The 21561-nt window shown below is 53.4% G+C and carries 16 protein-coding genes; 8 read left to right on the top strand and 8 right to left on the bottom strand.

The window, feature by feature from the left end:
* Window positions 1–304: 304 nt before the first annotated feature.
* The 7 genes from grpH (at window position 305) to pduF (ending at window position 7706) form a co-directional block, all read left to right on the top strand.
* Window positions 305–586 carry a propanediol utilization system shell hexameric protein GrpH gene (gene grpH / locus ACLBVC_RS21390; RefSeq protein ID WP_095925478.1) on the top strand — a complete coding sequence of 94 codons (282 nt, stop codon included), beginning with the start codon at window positions 305–307 and terminating at the stop codon, window positions 584–586.
* 21 nt (window positions 587–607) lie between these two features.
* Window positions 608–1393 (top strand): propanediol utilization microcompartment protein PduB, encoded by a 786-nt coding sequence (gene pduB / locus ACLBVC_RS21385; protein WP_410151282.1) that lies wholly within the window; start codon window positions 608–610, stop codon window positions 1391–1393.
* A 42-nt stretch (window positions 1394–1435) separates the two neighbouring features.
* Window positions 1436–2944, top strand: a complete 1509-nt coding sequence (locus ACLBVC_RS21380; protein ID WP_410151281.1) for an aldehyde dehydrogenase family protein — start codon at window positions 1436–1438, stop codon at window positions 2942–2944.
* A gap of 9 nt (window positions 2945–2953) precedes the next feature.
* Window positions 2954–3256, top strand: a complete 303-nt coding sequence (locus tag ACLBVC_RS21375; RefSeq protein WP_101078001.1) for a BMC domain-containing protein — start codon at window positions 2954–2956, stop codon at window positions 3254–3256.
* A 65-nt stretch (window positions 3257–3321) separates the two neighbouring features.
* Window positions 3322–5865, top strand: a complete 2544-nt coding sequence (gene grpM / locus ACLBVC_RS21370) for a glycyl radical diol dehydratase GrpM (RefSeq protein ID WP_410151280.1) — start codon at window positions 3322–3324, stop codon at window positions 5863–5865.
* 80 nt (window positions 5866–5945) lie between these two features.
* On the top strand, window positions 5946–6863 hold the full coding sequence (locus ACLBVC_RS21365) for a glycyl-radical enzyme activating protein (RefSeq protein WP_410151318.1): 918 nt from the start codon (window positions 5946–5948) through the stop codon (window positions 6861–6863).
* 51 nt (window positions 6864–6914) lie between these two features.
* Window positions 6915–7706 (top strand): propanediol diffusion facilitator PduF, encoded by a 792-nt coding sequence (gene pduF / locus ACLBVC_RS21360; RefSeq protein WP_410151279.1) that lies wholly within the window; start codon window positions 6915–6917, stop codon window positions 7704–7706.
* A 111-nt stretch (window positions 7707–7817) separates the two neighbouring features.
* On the opposite strand, the gene ACLBVC_RS21355 is transcribed toward pduF, so the two are convergent.
* The 4 genes from ACLBVC_RS21355 to ACLBVC_RS21340 form a co-directional block, all read right to left on the bottom strand.
* Window positions 7818–8324, bottom strand: coding sequence for a BMC domain-containing protein (locus ACLBVC_RS21355; RefSeq protein WP_410151278.1), 507 nt, complete (start codon window positions 8322–8324; stop codon window positions 7818–7820).
* Between the two features lie 57 nt (window positions 8325–8381).
* Window positions 8382–9527 carry a methionine adenosyltransferase gene (gene metK / locus ACLBVC_RS21350; protein ID WP_410151277.1) on the bottom strand — a complete coding sequence of 382 codons (1146 nt, stop codon included), beginning with the start codon at window positions 9525–9527 and terminating at the stop codon, window positions 8382–8384.
* Between the two features lie 142 nt (window positions 9528–9669).
* Window positions 9670–10722: a response regulator transcription factor gene (locus ACLBVC_RS21345; protein ID WP_410151276.1), complete on the bottom strand. Its 1053-nt coding sequence runs from the start codon at window positions 10720–10722 to the stop codon at window positions 9670–9672.
* An 18-nt stretch (window positions 10723–10740) separates the two neighbouring features.
* Entirely contained in the window at window positions 10741–11970 is a 1230-nt protein-coding gene (locus ACLBVC_RS21340; RefSeq protein ID WP_410151275.1) for a sensor histidine kinase, read from the bottom strand.
* Window positions 11971–12524: 554 nt separating this feature from the next.
* On the opposite strand from ACLBVC_RS21340, the gene bamA reads away from it, so the two are divergent.
* Window positions 12525–14945 carry an outer membrane protein assembly factor BamA gene (bamA, locus tag ACLBVC_RS21335; protein WP_410151274.1) on the top strand — a complete coding sequence of 807 codons (2421 nt, stop codon included), beginning with the start codon at window positions 12525–12527 and terminating at the stop codon, window positions 14943–14945.
* 285 nt (window positions 14946–15230) lie between these two features.
* Here bamA and ACLBVC_RS21330 read toward each other — a convergent pair whose 3' ends face one another.
* The 4 genes from ACLBVC_RS21330 to ACLBVC_RS21315 all read right to left on the bottom strand — a co-directional run bounded on the left by ACLBVC_RS21330 (window position 15231) and on the right by ACLBVC_RS21315 (window position 21482).
* Window positions 15231–16601 (bottom strand): efflux transporter outer membrane subunit, encoded by a 1371-nt coding sequence (locus ACLBVC_RS21330; RefSeq protein ID WP_410151317.1) that lies wholly within the window; start codon window positions 16599–16601, stop codon window positions 15231–15233.
* A gap of 5 nt (window positions 16602–16606) precedes the next feature.
* Window positions 16607–19717, bottom strand: a complete 3111-nt coding sequence (locus ACLBVC_RS21325) for an efflux RND transporter permease subunit (RefSeq protein WP_410151273.1) — start codon at window positions 19715–19717, stop codon at window positions 16607–16609.
* Window positions 19717–20859 carry an efflux RND transporter periplasmic adaptor subunit gene (locus ACLBVC_RS21320; protein ID WP_410151272.1) on the bottom strand — a complete coding sequence of 381 codons (1143 nt, stop codon included), beginning with the start codon at window positions 20857–20859 and terminating at the stop codon, window positions 19717–19719. Before ACLBVC_RS21320 ends, ACLBVC_RS21325 begins: the two co-directional genes overlap by 1 nt.
* A gap of 113 nt (window positions 20860–20972) precedes the next feature.
* Window positions 20973–21482: a PadR family transcriptional regulator gene (locus ACLBVC_RS21315; protein WP_410151271.1), complete on the bottom strand. Its 510-nt coding sequence runs from the start codon at window positions 21480–21482 to the stop codon at window positions 20973–20975.
* Window positions 21483–21561 lie beyond the last annotated feature (79 nt).

The raw sequence follows: 21561 nt of genomic DNA, 5'->3' as shown, positions 1-21561 counted from the left end.
TTCTGTGTATTAAAGAATAAATAAAACTGAGATCTGAATAATAAATTCCCTTATTCATGGGCGGGTTTCGTGCGTGCCGGTTACAGCATTTTTATTAAATCAGCGCGATTTAATGCAGATGGATTTTATTGTCCGGTAGTTTACCGGAATAACAAGATAGTCCGGCTGACGGGCAAAACATTTTGTCCGAAAATCCTTACTATCATCGTGCGTGAAGTGTTTACGTGCAGGATGAAAACCCCGCGGCGGTTGCTTTATTGACTTTCGCGTTTACCGACATTCCCACTCAATATCAGAGGTCGTTATGCAACAAGAAGCATTAGGTATGGTTGAAACTAAAGGGCTGGTTTCTGCAATTGAAGCGGCAGATACCATGGTCAAATCCGCCAATGTCACGCTGGTTGGTTATGAAAAAATCGGTTCCGGTTTGGTCACTGTTATGGTGCGCGGCGACGTCGGCGCAGTAAAAGCAGCCACTGACGCCGGTTCTGCGGCAGCCCTGAAAGTGGGTGAACTGGTCTCTGTCCACGTTATTCCGCGCCCGCATATCGAAGTGGAAAAAATTCTGCCAAAAGCCGTCGGTTAATAACGCCAGAGGATACTGACCATGAGAGATAATCTTGTTGAGCAGATTATATCTGAAGTAGTGAATAAACAGATTGATGAGAATGGCAAAGGCAAAACAGCCGCCAGTATTGCCGGTTGTGGTCTGACAGAATTTGTCGGCACCGCGCTCGGCCATACTATTGGTCTGGTCATTGCCAATGTCGATCATCAATTACATGACGTCATGAATATCGACAAGAAATATCGCTCTATCGGTATTCTGGGTGCGCGCACCGGCGCAGGTCCGCATATTTTCGCAGCGGACGAAGCCGTGAAAGCGACCAACAGCGAAGTGATCTCGATTGAACTGGCACGTGATACAGAAGGTGGCGGCGGACACGGATGTTTAATCATTTTCGGCGCTGCTGATGTGTCGGATGTCCGTCGCGCCATTGAAGTGGCGTTGTCAGAAATCGAACGCACTATGGGCGACGTTTATGGTTCACCGGCGGGACATCTCGAATTTCAATATACCGCCCGCGCCAGTTTCGCCCTTAACAAGGCATTCGGCGCACCGATCGGCAAATCTTTCGGCATGACCTGTGCCTCTCCGGCCGCGATTGGCGTGGTGATTGCTGACGTCGCAGCGAAATCTGCGGTCATCGAACCGGTCGGTTATGCCAGCCCGTCTCAGGGAACCAGCTTTAGTAACGAAGTCATCTTCACGTTCGCCGGGGATTCCGGTGCCGTCCGCCAGGCGGTGATTGCGGCGCGCGAAGTGGGGCTGAAACTGCTCGCCACGCTCGACCCGGCGCCCATCAACTCCACCACCAAACCTTACATCTGAGGGTTCACCGTGCGAAGCGATGTGAAGTAAGGAACTGACAGCATGAATGATATTGAAATTGCTCAGGCGGTATCGAACGTTCTGAGCCGGTACACCAAAATTGCACCGGAAGCGGCACCGCAGGCCGCGCCAGTGCAGGCGGTTCAAAACAGTGATTCGCTGGATGCCATTGTTGCCCGCGCGCTGGCACAACAGTCAGCGCCCGCACCACAGGCGGCGACCTGCGATACGGGCAACGGCGCATTTGAGTCGATGGACGAAGCGATTTCTGCCGCCGTGCTGGCGCAGGTTCAGTATCGCCATTGTTCGATGCAGGATCGCGCCACGTTTATTCAGGGGATCCGTGACGTATTTCTGCAGGAAAGCACCTTGCAGGAGATTTCCCGTCTGGCGGTGGAAGAAACCGGCATGGGGAATTACGCCGATAAACTGACGAAAAACCGCGTCGCGGCGCAGAAAACGCCGGGGCTGGAAGATCTGACGACCGGCGCGCTGAGTGGCGACAACGGCCTGACGCTGACGGAGTTTTCGGCCTACGGCGTGATTGCGTCGATTACGCCGACCACCAATCCCACCGAAACCATCATCAATAACAGCATCGGGATGCTGGCCGCGGGCAATACCGTGGTGTTCAGCCCGCATCCGCGTTCCCGCAACGTTTCACTGATGACGGTGGCGCTGATTAACCAGAAATTGGCGAGCCTTGGCGCACCGGCCAATCTGGTGGTTACGGTCACGCAGCCTTCACTCGATAACACCAGCGCATTAATCAAAGACCCGCGTATCAATATGCTGGTGGCAACCGGCGGGCCGTCGATTGTGAAAACAGTGATGTCTTCCGGCAAAAAAGCCATCGGAGCGGGAGCAGGTAATCCGCCCGCCGTGGTCGATGAAACCGCAGATATTGAAAAAGCCGCCCGCGATATTATCCGCGGATGCAGTTTCGACAATAACCTGCCTTGCGTTGCTGAAAAAGAGGTCATCGTGGTCAATCAGGTAGCGGACTATCTGATTCACTGCATGAAGAAAAGCGGCGGGTATCTGTTGTGTGACCCAAAACTCATCCAGCAACTACAGGCGCTGGTGATGAACGAAAAAGGCACCGGACCGGACACCGCGTTTGTAGGCAAAGATGCGCGCTACATCCTGCAACAACTGGGCGTGAACGCACCGGAAGACACCAAAGTGATCCTGGTGGAAACCGAAAGAACGCATCCTTTTGTGATCCACGAACTGATGATGCCGGTGCTGCCGGTGGTGCGCGTCGAAAACGTCGATGAAGCCATTGAACTGGCGGTGAAAGTCGAACAGGGCAACCGTCACACGGCCATCATGCACTCTACCAATGTCGATAAGCTCACCAAAATGGCCCGTCAGATCCAGACCACTATTTTCGTGAAAAATGGGCCTTCCTATGCCGGATTGGGCGTCGGCGGTGAAGGACATGCGACCTTTACCATTGCCGGGCCAACCGGAGAGGGGCTGACGTCAGCGAAGTCATTCGCCCGGATCCGCCGCTGCGTGATGGTCGAAGCCCTTAACGTCAGATAAGGGGCGATGGTGAAAAAACGCATCATAAACGCACCGACGCCAGACATCGTGGCCATGATAAAACGCAGGATGCCTGGCGAATTCCGTTCACGACTGGATCTCATCCGTATCGATGCGATTGGCATGATTATGTTGCCGGTGCCGGATCTTTATTTCTACGCGGATGCTGCCAGTAAAAGTGCGAATGTGGTGGTCTCGGAAATATTTGGCAGCTGCCCGCAACATATTACGACGCTGGCCATATTTGGTGAGGTCGCTGCGGTGAATGAAGCCATGCGAATAATAGAAGACGATAACAATACCGCGTTCTGATTATCCGCCGATGAAAAAACAAATTACTGCCGCAAGGTTAAATAATTAATTTCGGGAGTTATTCTATGTTAGAGAAAGGTTTTTCTAATCCGACCGAACGTGTTGTCAGACTCAAGAATATGATCCTGCATGCCAGACCGTATGTGGAATCTGAGCGCGCCGTCCTGGCAACGAATGCCTATAAAGAAAATGAACACCTGCCGGCTATTATGCGCAGGGCGAAAGTTGTTGAGAAAATATTCAATGAGCTGCCGGTCACTATTCGTCCGGACGAACTGATTGTTGGTGCGGTCACTATTAATCCTCGCTCGACGGAAATCTGCCCGGAATTCTCTTATGACTGGGTAGAAAAAGAATTTAATACCATGGAACACCGGGTGGCTGACCCGTTTATTATTCCTAAAAAAACCGCAGACGAACTGCATGAAGCGTTTAAATACTGGCCGGGCAAAACCACCAGTTCGCTGGCAGCGTCTTATATGTCAGATGGCACCAAAGACAGTATGGCCAGTGGTGTTTTCACCGTCGGCAACTACTTCTTTGGCGGCGTCGGACACGTCAGCGTGGATTACGGCAAAATCCTGAAAATCGGTTTCCGTGGCATCATCAACGACGTTACCCGCGCACTGGAAAATCTGGATCGCCGCGAACCGGGTTATATCAAAAAAGAGCAATTCTATAACGCCGTGATCATCAGCTATCAGGCGGCGATTAATTTTGCTCATCGTTATGCGCAGGAGGCCACGCGTCTGGCGCAGCTGGAAAGTAATCCGGCGCGTAAACGCGAACTGGAACAAATCGCGCAAAACTGTACCCGTGTTCCGGAAAACGGCGCGAGCACGTTCTGGGAAGCCTGCCAGACCTTCTGGTTCCTGCAAAGTATGTTGCAGATTGAGTCCAGCGGCCATTCCATTTCTCCGGGTCGTTTCGACCAGTACATGTATCCGCATCTGGCGGCGGATAAATCCATTTCTAAAGAATTTGCTCAGGAACTGGTGGATTGCTGCTGGATTAAGCTTAACGACATCAACAAAACGCGCGATGAAATCTCAGCACAGGCATTTGCCGGTTATGCGGTTTTCCAGAACCTGTGCGTGGGCGGACAAACAGAAGATGGCCGCGACGCGACTAACCCGCTGACCTACATGTGTATGGAGGCGACGGCGCATGTGCGTCTGCCGCAGCCGTCGTTCTCCATTCGCGTCTGGCAGGGCACGCCGGATGAATTCCTGTTCCGCGCTTGTGAACTGGTGCGTATGGGGCTGGGCGTTCCGGCAATGTACAACGACGAGGTGATTATTCCGGCGCTGCAAAACCGTGGCGTGTCGCTGCACGACGCCCGCGATTACTGCATCATCGGCTGCGTTGAACCGCAGGCACCGCACCGTACAGAAGGCTGGCATGACGCGGCGTTCTTCAACGTGGCAAAAGTGCTGGAAATCACCCTCAACAATGGCCGCGCAGGCAACAAACAGCTGGGGCCAGTGACCGGTGAAATGACGCAGTACACCGGCATCGACGATTTCTTTTGCGCGTTTAAGAAGCAGATGGCGCACTTTGTTCATCAGCTGGTGGAAGCCTGCAACAGCGTGGATATTGCGCACGGAGAACGCTGCCCGCTGCCATTCTTATCTGCGCTGGTGGATGACTGTATCGGGCGCGGCAAATCGCTTCAGGAAGGTGGCGCTATTTACAATTTCACCGGCCCGCAGGCGTTCGGGATTGCCGACACCGGGGATTCCGTCTACGCGATTCAGAAACAGGTATTCGAAGATCGAAAACTGACGCTGAATGAGCTGAAAAGCGCGCTGGACGCTAACTTCGGCCACGCCGTCGGCGGCACACCGCACGCTGCCGCCGGGAAATCTTCGCTAGGCGAGCAGGAAATTCACGAGATGGTGAAACGCATCATCGAAACGCACGGGGCTCTGGATGCGGCGGCGATCAAAGCGGAAGTCTATCGCCAGCTTGCCAGCAATACTGCGGCACCGGCGGGCAACGGTTCCCGTTTTGAGGAAATCCGCCATATTCTGGAAAATACGCCGTGCTTTGGTAATGACATCGACGAAGTGGATCTGGTGGCGCGTCAGTGTGCGCTGATTTACTGTCAGGAAGTCGAGAAATATACCAATCCGCGCGGCGGCCAGTTCCAGGCCGGTATCTATCCGGTGTCGGCTAACGTGCTGTTTGGTAAGGATGTTTCCGCGCTGCCGGACGGGCGCATGGCGAAAGAACCGCTGGCCGACGGTGTTTCTCCGCGTCAGGGGAAAGACACGAAGGGCCCAACCGCCGCGGCAAACTCCGTGGCAAAACTCGACCACTTCATTGCCTCAAACGGGACGCTGTATAACCAGAAATTCCTGCCGTCTTCGCTGGCCGGGGAACAAGGTTTGCGCCACTTCAGCGGGCTGGTCAGAAACTACTTTGATAAGAAAGGGATGCACGTTCAGTTTAACGTCATCGACCGCAAAACCCTGATTGAAGCGCAGAACAATCCTCAGCAACATCAGGATCTGGTTGTGCGTGTGGCCGGATACAGTGCCCAGTTCGTGGTGCTGGCGAAAGAAGTGCAGGATGACATTATCAGCCGTACTGAACAGCAGTTCTGATTAATCAGTTTCACCGGCGGGCCATGTATTACAGCATGGCCCTTTTTAAAATAACCTGTGGCGCTGATGTGAGCGAAGTCATGAATAAAGTCGATTACGAAATGGAAGGCGTGCTGTTTAATATTCAGCGCTATTCTCTGCATGATGGTCCGGGTATCCGTACAATTCCATTTTTTAAAGGATGTCCGCTTGCGTGTAAATGGTGCAGTAATCCGGAATCACAACGTCCTCAGCCGGAATTAATCTTTAAAAAGAATGACTGTATCCGTTGCGGTAAATGTATTGACGTCTGCAAACAACAAGCGCTGTCGATAAATAATGCTTTCTTTGTCGATCGCGAACGTTGTATTCAGTGCGGCGAATGTACACAGGTCTGCCCGACGCAGGCGCTGGAAATGAAAGGCAAACGCATGACGATTGCCGAAGTGATGCGCGAATTGCAGAAAGAAGAAAATCTCTATCGCCGCTCCGGGGGCGGGATCACACTTTCCGGCGGTGAACCGCTGGCGCAACCGGCGTTTGCCCGCGAACTGCTGAAAGCCTGCAAAGAAAAGGGCTGGCACACGGCGATTGAAACCACCGGTTTCACCACGCCGGAAGTGATTGCCGACGTGTTCCCTTACGTCGATCTGGCGCTGACTGACATCAAAGCCATCAATCCGGCCGTGCATCAGGCGAACACCGGAATGGGCAACCAGCAGATTCTGGAAAACTTGCTGCGCATTTCATTCCTGACCAAAGTGATTGTCCGTATTCCGGTGATCCCCGGTGTCAATGATAATACGGATGAAATTCATCAGATCGCCGAATTTGCCCGCCTGATGTCCAATGTCGATACGATTCATTTATTGCCGTATCACGAATATGGCGAAAATAAATATGGCTTGCTGGGGCGCATTTATCCGATGGGTGACCCGGAACGTACCGGCGAATCAAAAATGGAAATATTAAAAAAAGAAGTGGAGTCATTAGGGTTTAATTGCCATATAGGCGGGTGATGTTCCGGCCAGGAATATCAAAATAACAATAATCAAAATCAGGATTATTATATGAATGATTCAGTCAAAACGCAGTGCCTTGCGGAGTTTCTCGGTACCGGATTATTTCTGTTTTTTGGCATCAGCTGTCTTGCCGCAGTGAAAGTCGCAGGGGCCAGTTTCGGGTTATGGGAAATCTGTATTGTGTGGGGGCTGGGAATTTCGCTGGCGGTGTATCTCACCGCCGGGATTTCCGGCGCGCATCTGAACCCGGCAATTACCATCGCACTGTGGTTATTCGCCAGCTTTCCAGGCCGGAAAGTGATGCCGTACATTATCGCTCAGGTTGCGGGAGCGTTTGGCGGCGCACTGCTGACGTATCTGCTATATCACAATCTGTTCACGGAATTTGAAACTGCCCATCAGATGGTGCGCGGCAGCGTGGAAAGCCTGCAGCTAGCCAGCATTTTCAGCACGTACCCGGCGGCGGCGATCAGCGTCTGGCAGGCGGCTTTTGTGGAAATTGTCATTACCTCGATTCTGATGGGGCTGATCATGGCGCTGACCGATGATGGTAACGGCGTGCCACGTGGCCCGCTCGGTCCGTTATTAATCGGGATCCTGGTGGCGGTGATTGGCGCATCAACCGGGCCGCTGACCGGGTTTGCCATGAATCCGGCACGCGATCTTGGCCCGAAATTATTTACCTTCTTTGCAGGCTGGGGCGAAATGTCGATGACCGGTGGTCGCGATATTCCGTACTTCCTTGTGCCCGTTATTGCGCCAGTGATCGGTGCGTGTCTGGGCGCGGCGGTTTACCGTTTCTGCATCAGCAAAAATTTACCGGGCAACGTCACCGCGTAAGAAGAATTCCCGTCTTAAAGCTCCCGAATGTGAAGCAATAAAAACGGCAGTGAAGGCGAAGGGCTGATGATTATTGCCCTGACCCGCACTGCCGTTTTATTGTTAAAAGCGCTACGCTTTTTTACTTCCCCGTTGCGGGGAATTTTTCTTTGTATTGACCGGTGTCGCCGGTTCCGGTTTTTTCTCTTCTGGCGTCTCTGAAACGATAGGCTCAGTGACAGGTTCTGGCGCCCATTCCATGCAAGATATTTGCGGCGTTTCTTCGATATTGACCACCGAAATGGCTGCCGTTTGTGGTACGGCTTCAGGTTCCGATTCGGCAGGCGTGATGCCTTTTGTTTCGGCAGAGTAAATCAGACTTTCAATATATTGCGCGGTGCGGGCGATGACTTTGTGGGCGTAAACGACACCCACTTTGCGCGCGGCGATGACGCCAGCGGCGACGGCGGCATTGATCGCGCCGACTTCTCCTTCCAGCTTGATCGTGACCATTCCGCCGCCTTTGGTCAGCTCATAACCGACCAGCGTGACATGTGCGGATTTCATGGCCGCATCCGCGGCTTCAACCGCCGCCACCAGCCCGACGGTTTCTATTAATCCCAAACTTTGCCCGGACATAAATTTCTCCTGTTGATGGATTCATTGTGGCGCGCGGTGACCGCCGCCTGTGCGTATTCAGTTGTCGTCGCGCATTGCCTGCGCCTTATCGGTTTTTTCCCAGGGGAAAATGTCGCGGCCAAAATGGCCGTAGCAGGCGGTCTGACGATAACGGGGAACAAGCAGATCCAGCATCGAAATGATCCCGGAAACGCTCAGATCGAAATGGCGTTCGACCCGCTGAGTCAGTTGTTCTGCAGTCAGCGGGCTGCTCCCAAAAGTATGTATGCGGATGGCGACCGGGCGCGGCAGGCCGATCGCCCAGGCCAGCTGCACTTCGCAACGTTTTGCCAGCCCGGCGGCGACGATATTTTTCGCCACATAACGTGCGGCATATGCGGCCGAGCGATCCACTTTCGACGGATCTTTGCCGGAGAATGCACCGCCTCCGTGGCGGGCGACGCCGCCGTAGGTATCGACGATAATTTTTCTGCCCGTCAGACCGCAGTCGGCCGCCGGACCGCCGGTGACAAATTGCCCGGCGGGGTTGATCAGCAAACGGGTTTGGGGCGTGAACCAGCGGGAGGGGATCACAGGTTTTACGATTTCCTCAATCACCGCCTCGCGCAGTTCGGAAAGGGAAATCTCCGGATCATGCTGCGTGGAAACCACTATGGTGTCGGCGGCCGTGATCTGACGGCGGTGATAGCGCAGCGTGACCTGACTTTTGGCATCGGGACGCAGAAACGGCAGACGGCCAGACTGGCGTAAAACCGCCTGTCGCATCATCAACCGGTGCGCCAGCATCAGCGTGGCGGGCATAAGTTCGGGCGTTTCGTCGCAGGCGTAACCAAAGGTGATCCCTTGATCGCCCGCGCCCAGGAATTTGGGTGCAGAACCTCTAATCCCCTGCGCAATATCCGCAGACTGTTTCCCCAGCATATTCAGCACGCCGCAGGTTTTGGCATCAAAACCCAGACGGGAATGGTTGTAGCCGATTTCACCGATCGTGTGGCGGATAACGGATTCGACATCAACACTGGCTGTGGAGCTGATTTCGCCCGCGACAATGACAATACCTGTTTTGAGCATGCATTCGCAGGCCACGCGAGCCTGCGGATCTTGCAAGAGGAAGGCGTCCAGAATTGCATCGGCAATCTGGTCGGCCATTTTGTCCGGATGCCCGGGGGCAACCGATTCAGAGGTGAAAAGAGAGTCGTCCAAAGTCGCGCCACGTTTTTCAGAGGGGTCTCCATGGTAGGTGGCAAGCGGCGAAACCGGCGTGAACTATCTTGTTGGCAGGGTGGACTTTTTTGCCCACGCGTCGGGTAAGCGCACAAAATCAGGCGTACCCGACGCGGTCAGGTTAAACAGGTTCCGGCGCGACAATTTTACGGAAATCGGACGGCGCCATTCCTGTCTCTTTTTTGAAAATCCGGCAGAAATAATTAGCATCCTGATACGACAGTTCCAGCGCGATGGCATTGATTTTGAGGTCACTGAACTGCAATAACGATTTGGCGATGCTGATTTTCCGGCTGGCGATGTAATTGGAAAAGCCGGCACCGGTGATCTTCTTAAACGCACGGCTGAGATAGCAGGAACTGACAAAAGAGCGGGCGGCGATTTCGTCAAGCGTCAGGTTATTCAGGATGTTTTTTTCGATGTGGAATTTCGCGCGGTCGATGAAGTCCATCGTGCCACTGGCATGCTTAAGTGAATAATCAAATACCTCTTCGCTGGCGCCGAGCAGGGCAGACATCGCCCGGTAATACGCGCTGGCAGGTATACCGTACTGGTGAATTTCCTGAATGAGCGCCGCCATTTTTTTGGCGGCAGCCAGGCTTTTATCACCCTGCGCAGTGATTTGCTGATACAGGATTTCGAGAATATCTGTCAGCAGTTTGCGCTGACTGACGCCGGATGGGGTACTCACACAGGCGTCATCGAGAGTTTCGAACAAAAAGCCATGCCACCGGGCGTAATCACAGCTTTCTATCATCACCACGATTTTCTGTTTCAGCGCCCGCGACGCAGCAATGTCGACATCATTCACTTCCAGCGTTTTTTTGATGGCGTCAGTCAGCGTGCTTTTTTTTACCGGCTTTAACAGGTAATCGTCTACTTTTAAATTCAGCATGCTGCGTACAATTTCGAAATCATCATTGGCGGTGGTGACAATCACTTTTGTGTCGCTGTTTTTGGTGCGCAGATATTCGATGACCTGATTTCCGTTGGGCAGCGGAATATTAATATCGACAAACATCATGTCAATTTGCTCGAGATCGTCAATCAGCTGGATGGCTTTTTTTCCGGTCGAGGCTTCATGAACTACGGCATTCTCGACATATTGCGAGACAATGCGTCGCAGGGATTCCGATTCAATTAATTCGTCTTCAACAATAACAATGTTGTACATACTTATTTCTCCGGTCGGTCAGGCTTCCAGCATGGGAAACTTCAGTGTGATAGTGGTGCCCATTCTGGGTTTATGTGCGCTGGAAATTTCCAACCCATAGCTTTCCCCGAATAACAACTGAAGCCGGTTTTTAATATTATTGATACCGATGCCGCCTTTCTGGCGGTTTTCATCGCCGGATAAAATATTGGCGATATCGGCCTGTGAAATGCCATCCCCGTTATCACTGACTTCCAGAATGACATCGTGCCCGTTGTCGCGGGCGCTGATCCGCAGCTGGCTGCTGGTATCGCGCGGTTCGACCACGTAGTTGAAAAAGTTTTCAACCAGGGGTTGTAAGATCAGGAACGGACAAACCACATCAGAATACTTTTCCGGGATGTCGCAGTGATAATCGAAGCGATCATGCATTCTGACTTTCTGAATTGACATATAGCTGGTGACATAATTAATTTCGTGACTCAGCGTAATCAGCCCGTGATTATTTTTGCGTAATAAATAGCGCATCATATCGGAAAAATCATGCACCATCGTTTCGGTTCTCTGGGCATCTTCCAGATAGGCCAGACGGCCAATGGTATTTAATACATTAAATAAAAAGTGCGGGTTAATCTGATAAGACAACGCTTTAAATTCGGCCTCATGTAATGAACGCTCAATTTCAACGCGTTTGCGCAGTTCGTCGGTGAGTTCGAGATCTTTGCGGTGCAGCTCACGCTGAATATTATTGGTGTGTGCCTGCTCGACCAGATAAGAAGAAACGTGCAGCAATGTTGATGCAGTCGATTCAAAACGGTCGTACGGCATCCGCTTGGCGTCCTGATGCAGGTCGATCAACCAGGCGTTTTCTTTCCATATTTCATGATTATCGAGAATGTAGGGAATGGTATTTTCTTTCTCTTTTTCGACCTTTACCTGACCGGAGATAAACGCGCCAAGATAATGGTCGTTGATCATGATCGGCACAGCAAATTCCACGAATCCGCAGTAGCAGCGATAGACCACCGGTTTCCCCGCCTGCATGGCCGCGCGGCCTCCGGCGTTATCGCTTTCATAGCAGTGTGTCGCAAGTGCTTCATTGAGCCGTGAGCGGGCACAAAAATCCGAGAACCCGCTGGCCTGTGTCACCGGCACGCCGTCCTGATCGACCACAACAAGTGCGATCATCATGGATTTACTGAAATTATCCTGGAGGGTCTGAAGTCTTTTTACATCAAGAAATTCATGCAGTTTATATTTGTTATTCATTAAGTTTACCTGCAGTACAAATAGTAAAATATTCACAATATAAATATACAGGAGAGGGCGTTTCTGTATTTTGAAACGCGTCACAGGTGGGTTGATTCGACTGGTGGGATAATGTTAATTTACATGCGGGGATGTTAATTCTCTTGAGGAATAAAAGTGTGATCAAAAAATTATATGGGTATTGCTATTATTCGTGGTTAAAACTTGCAGTGTTATTTTAATTGTAAGCATTAGCGGAATTTAATAATAATCCGATGAAAATAAAATCCCTGGTAATATTATTCCGGGAGAATATTTTACATTCATTACCTGTGTGCCCGCCCGCCATTCATGGCGACGAAATGCCAGATTTTTTACCGACAGCCACAACTGTACGCCTCGCGAAAATAACGTAAGTAAACCGTAACAGAATCCCATGTTTTCCGAAAATCAAAACATCCCCGATGAACCTCGGATATTTCCCACAGTCTGTTAGCGAGGTTATTTCTTCTGAAAGCAAAACTTTTTTGTTTTCAGGAAATTCGGTGAGTTGAAAAACGGCGTGCACGGATCACATGACAATGAAAAAATTACTCTTAGCGTCGCTGCTGTTGAGCAGCACGGCGGCTTTTGCCGCTGACGGTTTTGTCGTCAAAGACATTCACGTCGAAGGTTTGCAGCGCGTGACCGTCGGTGCTGCGTTGCTGAGCATCCCCGTGCGGGTGGGAGATACGGTATCGGATGACGATATCAGCCAGACGATCCGTTCGCTGTTTGCGACCGGAAATTTTGACGATGTGAAAGTACTGGAAGAGGGCAATACGCTGATTATTCAGGTAAAAGAGAGGCCGACGATCGCCAGCATCACCTTCTCCGGTAACAAAGCCATCAAAGACGATATGCTGAAACAAAACCTCGAGGCTTCCGGGGTTCGCGTCGGCGATGCGCTGGATCGCACCACCATTTCCTCGATTGAACACGGTCTGGAGGATTTCTATTACAGCGTCGGCAAATACAGCGCCAGCGTGAAAGCCGTGGTGACGCCGCTGCCGCGTAACCGCGTGGATGTGAAGCTGGTCTTCACGGAAGGAGTATCGGCAAGAATTCAGCAAATCAATATCGTGGGCAACAAAGCCTTCACCAATGACGACCTGATCGCGCACTTCCAACTACGTGATGAAGTCCCGTGGTGGAACGTAATCGGCGATAAAAAATACGAAAAACAAAAGTTGTCCGGTGATCTTGAAACGCTGCGCAGTTTTTATCTCGACCGGGGTTACGCGCGTTTTAACGTGGATTCCACGCAGGTCAGTTTAACGCCGGATAAGAAAGGCATTTATATTACGGTCAATATTACCGAAGGTGCGCAATATAAAGTTTCCGGCGTGACGCTGACTGGTTCGATGGCCGGACATTCGGCCGAAGTTGAAGCGCTGACCGCTGTTCCTGCGGGTGAATTATATAACGGTGCAAAAGTCACTAAAATCGAAGGTAATATTAAAAATATGCTGGGACGTTACGGATATGCTTATCCGCACGTCACCACGCAGAGCGAGATCAATGACACTGATAAAACCGTCAAACTGCATATTAACGTGGATACCGGAAACCGTTATTCAGTGCGCCGGATCCGTTTTGAAGGGAACGACACGTCGAAAGACGAAGTACTGCGCCGTGAAATGCGGCAGATGGAAGGCGCGTGGCTGGGTAATGATCTGGTGCAAAAAGGCAAGGACCGCCTGAACCGCACCGGCTATTTCGAGACAGTCGATGTCGATACGCAGCCGGTGCCGGGTTCCACCGATCAGGTTGACGTGGTGTACAAAGTCAAAGAGCGTAACACCGGGACATTCAATGTCGGCGTGGGTTACGGCACGGACAGCGGCATCAGCTATCAGCTCGGCGTGACGCAGGATAACTGGCTCGGCAGCGGCAATACGGTCAGTTTTAGCGGCACGCGTAACTCCTATCAGACGTATGTGGAAGTCTCGGCGACCAACCCGTATTACACGGTTGACGGCGTCAGTCTGGGCGGCAAAGTCTTCTACAACCACTACGACGCCGAAGATAACGATCTGGCGGCGTACAACCTGCAAAGTTACGGCACCGGCGTTAATCTTGGCCTGCCGGTCAGCGAAGACAATACGTTAAATCTCGGGCTGGATTATGTTCACAGCACGCTCAGCGACATGGAACCGCAGGTGGCGGTATGGCGCTATCTGAACGCCAGCGGCGTGCAGCCGGGCGTGGTGACCTCCGGCAACAGCACGGCAGAACTGCGTACCAACGACTTCTTCGCCAGCGTCGGCTGGGCGTATAACGATCTCAACCGTGGCTTCTTCCCGTCATCGGGCACGCGCGCCAGCTTAAGCGCAAAAGTCACGACACCGGGCTCGGACGACAGTTATTACAAAATTACGTTTGATGCCAACCACTACATTCCGCTGAGCGACAAATCCGACTGGGTGCTGATGGGACGCGCGAAAGCCGGTTATGCTGCCGGACTGGACGGTAACGACGTGCCGTTCTACGATAACTTCTACGCGGGTGGCTCCAGTTCGGTGCGCGGGTTCTCGTCCAACACCATCGGCCCGAAAGCGGCGTATTACAAATGTGCGACCACGGATACGTCGTATTCCACCTGCCCGGTGGAAAAATCCAGCGACGCCGTGGGCGGAAATGCGATGGCGATCGCCAGCGCAGAACTGTACGTGCCGACGCCATTTATCAGCGAGAAATACGCCAGTTCCGTGCGCACATCGTTCTTCGTGGATTCCGGTACGGTGTGGGATACGAAATGGCAAAATACGGCAGCGACGGAAGCCGCAGGTATACCGGATTACAGTGATCCGACACATATTCGTGTTTCCAGCGGTATTTCACTGCAATGGCAATCGCCGTTAGGTCCTCTGGTATTCTCCTATGCGCAACCGCTGGTGAAATATGCAGGCGACAGTGCGGAACAGTTCCAGTTTAATATCGGTAAAACCTGGTGATAATATTAGAGGTTTACAAAGTTATTACTTTATACAGACGCAATGAGGATAGAAAATGAGACGTATTCAATTATAATGTGCGCATGATGTTTATTGAGCAACCATTTATGGTAAAACATCATGCCATTATAATATTGTTGGAGTTCTTCCTTCTTTGAGGCCGTCCCTGTACGGCCTATTTTTTTTATTTGAAATATCGGGGTTTTATATTTCCACTCTGTGATTCAATCAAAAAAATACCGCATCCCTGCGGTATTCACTGTATATCTTTTTAAACTCTTCGCGTTATTTCACACCGCCGCCGAGCGACTGCCACAGCGTGATGCGGTTTTCAAAATCGGTCTGCTGTAAGGCAATCAGATCTACCTGTGCAGACCACAGCGAGCGCTGGTCGGTCAGTACGGTCAGGTAATCGCCTGCGCCGGTTTCATAGCTGCGGCGTGCCAGGTCATAACTGCGTTGCGATGCGGCGACGTATTGCCGCTGGGCATCCAGTTGTTCGCTGAGCGTTGCGCGACGGGCGAGGGCGTTAGCAACGTCCTTGAACGCGCTCTGAATGGATTTTTCATACGCAGCGATCAGGCCTTTTTTCTCGGCTTCGGCGTACCGCAGTTGCGCGGTATTGCTGCCGCCTGTGAACAGCGGCAACGTCAGGCTTGGGGCGAATGACCAGACGTTAGCGCCGTGGCTAAACAGGTTCGACAGCGAACTGCTGCCGACGCCTGCGCTGGCGGTGAGTGACAGCGTCGGGAAGAAGTTTGCCCGCGCTGCGCCGATATCCGCGTTGGCGCTTTTGAGGTTATGTTCGGCTTCCTGCACGTCCGGGCGGCGCAGTAACACGGAGGACGAAACACCGGCAGGCACCAGCGCGATGGCCTCCGGCGACAAATCTTCCAACGTGCCCGGCAGCAGGTTTTGCGGCACGGTTTCCCCCACCAGCAGGTTCAGTGCGTTGATGTCCTGCGCAACCAGCGTCTGATAACTGGCGACGCTGGCGCGGGCAGACTGATACACCGCCATGGATTCGCTGACATCCGGCCCGGAAGCCACACCTTCTTTCTGGCGCAACTGGGTGATACGCAGTGAATCCGCCGCGCTTTTTTGAGTGTCCAGCGCCAGCTTCAGGTTGCTGTTATCCGCCGCCAGCGTGACCCACGCTGTGCTGGTTTCTGCAATCAGCGTCAGGCGGGTGTTCTGCGCGGTGGACTCACTGGCCAGCCAGGTTTCTTTCGCCGCCGTGCTCAGGCTGCGGTTGCGGCCAAACAAATCAATCTCAAAACTGCTCACCGCGCCGTCGGCGGTGGCGGTGCCGGAAACCCCCGCATCCTGCGTGCGGCTGCGGGTTTGCGTCAGTTCAGCATCCACCGTGGGGAACAGGCTCGCGCGCTGCTCCCCGTAAAGTGCTTTCGCCGCTTCGATATCGGCAATCGCTTCCTGCATATCGCGGTTGCTGGTCAGCGCCTTCGCGACCACCGCATTGAGACGCGAATCGGTCATGATGTGCTGCCAGTCGGCGAGCACGGTTGTGGCGGCAGGCTGCGCTCCCTGTGCAGGCCAGACGGCAGGCACCGGCGCGGCAGGGCGCTGGTAGTGCGGATCCAGTGAAAGACAACCGGCCAGCAGGAACGACAACGAAATAATACTCAGACGAAAAATCATGCTTACTCCTGCGCGTCTTTGTGGCCGGTGAAGACTTTTTTCACCAGAACGAAGAACAGCGGAACAAAGAAAATAGCCAGTAATGTGGCGGTCACGGTGCCGCCGATAATGCCGGTACCAATGGCGATACGGCTGTTAGCCCCCGCACCGGTTGCAACCGCCAGCGGCATGACCCCGGCGATAAAGGCCAGTGACGTCATCAGAATCGGGCGCAGGCGGGTCCGCGCCGCAGAGAGCGCCGCCGCCGTTAGCGTGCTGCCCTGTTTGAGCGCCGCCTCGGCGAATTCAACGATCAGGATGGCGTTTTTCGACGAGAGCCCGATAGTGGTCAGCAACGCGACCTGGAAATACACGTCGTTATTCAGGCCGCGAAGCTCGGCGGCAAGGGATGCCCCAAGCAGACCGAGCGGGATCACCAGAATGACGGAGAAGGGGACAGACCAGCTTTCGTACAGCGCGGCGAGGCACAGAAACACCACCAGAATCGAGATGCCGTAAAGGCTCAGCGCCTGCCCGCTGGCCAGCTTTTCCTGCAATGACAATCCGCTCCAGGCCCAGGTGGAACCGGCCGGGAGTTTATCTGCCAGCGCTTCCATTTTTGCCATTGCGGCACCGGAACTGTAGCCGTCGGTGTTTTCACCCTGAATCTCATAGGAGGTTGAACCGTTGTAGCGCGCAAGGCTTTCCGGGCCATAGGTCCAGTGCGTGGTGGCGAACGCGGAGAACGGCGTCATGCTGGTGCCGTCGCTGCTGCGGACAAACCATTTGTTCAGGTCAGCCGGTTTGGAACGGAACTGGCTGTCGCCCTGAATGTACACTTCTTTTACGCGGCCACGATCAATGAAATCATTGACATAGGTTCCGCCCCATGCGCTGCTCAGCGTATCGGTGACGTCACTCAGCGTTAACCCGAGCGCCACGGCTTTGTTGTTGTCAATATCCACCTGAAGCTGTGGCATCTGCGGTAAATCGTTGGCGCGGACCGATTGCAGCTCCGGGCTTTTTGCCGCCATCGCCAGCATTTCTGTCCGCAGTTTCATCAGCTCTGCGCGGCTGGTGCCGCCAGTTGACATCAGCTCAAAAGTGAAGCCGTTGCTTTGCCCCAGACCGTCCACCGATGGCGGTGTCATGGCAATGACTTTTGCATCGCGGATCACCGCGAGATCTTTCATGGCGCGTCCGGCGATAGATTGCGCGGTGTTGGCCGTGCCGGGGCGGTCGTCCCAGTTTTTGAGGGAGACGAAGGCCATCCCGGCGTTCTGGCCGCTGCCGCTGAAGTTAAAGCCGGTGATGGTGAAAATGACGTTGGTGTTGTCTTTTTCTTTATCCATAAACCACTGTGTGACACGGGAGTTCACCGCTTCTGTGCGGTTCGCCGTAGCGCCCGCCGGCAGGGTGTACTGCACCATGATCTCGCCCTGATCTTCGGACGGCAGGAAGCTGGTCGGCAGTTGCCACATCAGCAAGCCCATCAGTGCCGCCATCGCACCGTAAATCAGTACCATCGCGACCGGGCGACGCTGAACGTGCGTGACGCCATTCTCATAGCGATGCTCAGTGCGGGAATACAGGCGGTTGAAGCCGCCAAAGAAACCGGTGGTTGATTGCGGTTTATGGCGCAGAAAAGCGCCGCACAGTGCGGGTGTCAGGGTCAGCGCGACCACAACAGAAAGCGCCATCGCGGAGATAATCGTGACCGAGAACTGGCGGTAAATCACGCCGGTCGAGCCGCCGAAAAAGGCCATCGGCAGGAAGACGGCGGAGAGTACCAGTGCAATCGCCACCAGCGCACCGGAGATTTCACCCATCGATTTTTCGGTGGCATCGCGGGCAGAAAGCCCTTCGTCGCGCATGATTCGCTCGACGTTTTCCACCACCACAATGGCGTCATCCACCAGCAAACCGATCGCGAGCACCATCGCAAACAGCGTCAGGGTATTGATCGAATAGCCAAACAACGCCAGAACGCCGAACGTCCCAAGCAACACCACCGGCACCGCCAGCGCAGGAATGAGTGTGGCGCGCAGGTTCTGCATAAACAGATACATCACCACGATCACCAGCAGGATGGCTTCGACCAGCGTTTTAATCACGTCCTGCACCGACACTTTAATGAATTCGGTGCTGTCTTTCGGATACGCAATGTCATAGCCCTTCGGCATGCTGCGCTGGTATTCGCTGATGGTATTTTTCACCAGCGTGGCGGTGTCGAGCGCATTGGCACCCGGCGACAACATGACTGCCATACCCGCAGCCGGATGGCCGTTCAGCTGAGACGTTGCGGTGTAATCTTCACTGCCCATTTCAACGCGCGCGACGTCACTGATACGGACAATCGCACCGCCGGTATTGCCTTTCACGATGATGTTGCGGAACTGTTCCGGCGTTTGCAGGCGCGACTGCGCACGCACGGTGGCAGTCAGTTGCTGAGTGCTGGAAGACGGCAAACCGCCGATTTTACCGGCAGAGATCTGTACGTTTTGCGCTTCAATCGCGGTCTGAACGTCAGATGGCATCAGGTCGTAAGCCGCCAGTTTGGTCGGATCCATCCAGATGCGCATGGCGTATTCCGCCCCAAACACCTGCAAACTGCCGACGCCGCTGACGCGCGCCAGCGGATCCTGCATGTTACTCACCAGCCAGTCGGCGATGTCCGAGCTGGTGGCTTTGTCGGTTTTGTCATACACCGCCATGATCAGCAGGAAGTTGGACTGCGATTTTGTGACGGTCACGCCTGCGGTTTGCACTTCCGTCGGCAGGCGCGATTCGGCCTGCTGCACTTTGTTCTGCACCTGAACCTGCGCGGTATCCGCGTTGGTGCCCTGTTTGAACGTCACCGTGATATCCACAGAGCCGTCAGAACTGCTGCTGGAGCTGAAGTAGAGCAGATTATCCAGGCCGGTCAGCTGCTGTTCGATGACCTGCGTGACGCTGTTTTCCAGCGTTTCTGCGGATGCGCCGGAATAGGTCGCCTGGATTTTAACGGAAGGCGGTGCGACGTCCGGGTACTGCGCGACCGGCAGCGTGCGGATCGCCATAACCCCGGCCATCATGATCAAAATGGAAATCACCCAGGCAAAAACCGGCCGACGCACAAAGAAGCGGGAAAACATCAGGCGGCTCCTTCTGTGCTTTGGGCTGCGGTGGCGTCGTTATTCACTTCCACCGGTTTGACGTTGTCGCCGGTTGAGACTTTGTCGCTGCCTTCCACCAGCACGCGGTCGCCTGCCTGTAAGCCTTTGAGGATCAACCAGTTTGTGCCGCTGGCGTCGCCGGTCACGACATCACGTTGCTCAACTTTGTTTTCTGCGGAGACGACCAGCGCGGTGGCATCGCCTTTTGCATCGCGGGTGATGCCCTGCTGCGGCGCAAGAATCGCGTTTTCGACCACGCCTTCATCGACGTCAGCGCGGATAAACATCCCCGGCAGCAAAACGTGTTTCGGATTGGGGAACACGGCGCGCAGTGTCACGGAGCCGGTGGCTTCATCGACGGCTACTTCGGTCAGCTCCAGACGGCCTTTTTCGGGATACACCGAGCCGTCTTCCAGCGTCAGCGTCACGCTTAAGGTGTCGCTGTTGGTCGCCAGCGCGCGTTTGCGCAGGCCGAGTAAATCCGCGCTGGAACGGGTGAGATCCACATACATGGAGTCGAGATTACGGACGGTAGCCAGCGCGGTGTCCTGCGCGGCAGAGACCAGTGCGCCCGGCGTAACGGATGAAATGCCAATCCGGCCCGCAATTGGCGATGTCACGCGCGTCCAGTCGAGATTAATTTTTGCCGTTTCCAGCGCTGCCGCTTTTTCATCAACGCTGGCGCGATCTTCCGCACAGGCTGACTGGGCGTCTTCGGCGTCCTGCTGCGACACGCCCTGTTCCTTCACCAGCACGGCGTAGCGTTTGGCTTTCTGGCAATCGGAAATCACCAGCGCTTTGGCACTTTTCAGCGCAGCGGCTGCCTGATCGTAGGTGGCTTTATAGGATGACGGGTCAATCTGGTATAACGCCTGCCCGGCTTTGACCGTGTCGCCTTCGGTGAATAAGCGTTTCTGAATAATACCGCCGACCTGCGGACGCACATCGGCGGTTAACGTTGCGGTGGTGCGCCCGGTTAATTCGCTGACCAGATTAAAAGATTGTGCTTTTAGCGTGACAACGCCCACGTCGACGGGCGGGGCAGATTGCTGAGCGGTCTGCGAATTATCACAACCGCTCAGCCCCAGGATAATGAATAATGGCAAGAATCTGGATGGCATTTTGGTGTCCGTAAATAATAACAAAATAAAAAAAGGCAACAGATATCCTTCACTGCTTATTGAATAAAGCAGCGGGGATAACGTCAAATTTAATTAAATAAGGTCAGGAAAGTTTAAAGTTCGTTGATCTTTCGTGTCGCCTCATTGACATATTCAATTATCTGAGCGTATTTCTCGGGTGTGACTTCTCCGTTATACGATTTAGCCCGTACCGTGATTTTTAAATTCTCTATGGCATAAATCAGTTCAGGCGCAGGTGGGGGATTGTTTTTAATCACCAGTGTTTTCATTTTTTCTTCAATGACGCGAATTTCTTTTCGTTTGAGCGCCAGAAATGCCGAACCGTCAGGTGTCATAGTGAACTGCTTTTTACCGCCTTCAATGTCGGTGGCGGTGGCGAAACCCTCTTCGACAATCAGCGTTAAAATGGGGTAAATCACGCCGGGACTGGGGATGTACGCGCCCATTGAATAGCCTTCGATGGTTCTAATGATTTCATAACCGTGTGCCGGATTGATCTGAATAAGATGCAGCACAAATAACGTCAGTTCCTGACGCGTAAACAGCTTACTTTTGCGGCGGGCGGTGGGCCCTGAGTTTGTCATCGTTTTGCCTTCTGCCATGAACCGGATGGCCTCAAGATATATCTTGTGCAGTTTTAGGGTCAAGATAGTTCTTGAGTGAAAGTTAAGTGTAAGTTTT

This window comes from Rahnella selenatireducens, from assembly GCF_046449555.1.
Classification (GTDB): domain Bacteria; phylum Pseudomonadota; class Gammaproteobacteria; order Enterobacterales; family Enterobacteriaceae; genus Rahnella; species Rahnella selenatireducens.
This window is presented reverse-complemented; position numbering and strand designations above follow the sequence as displayed.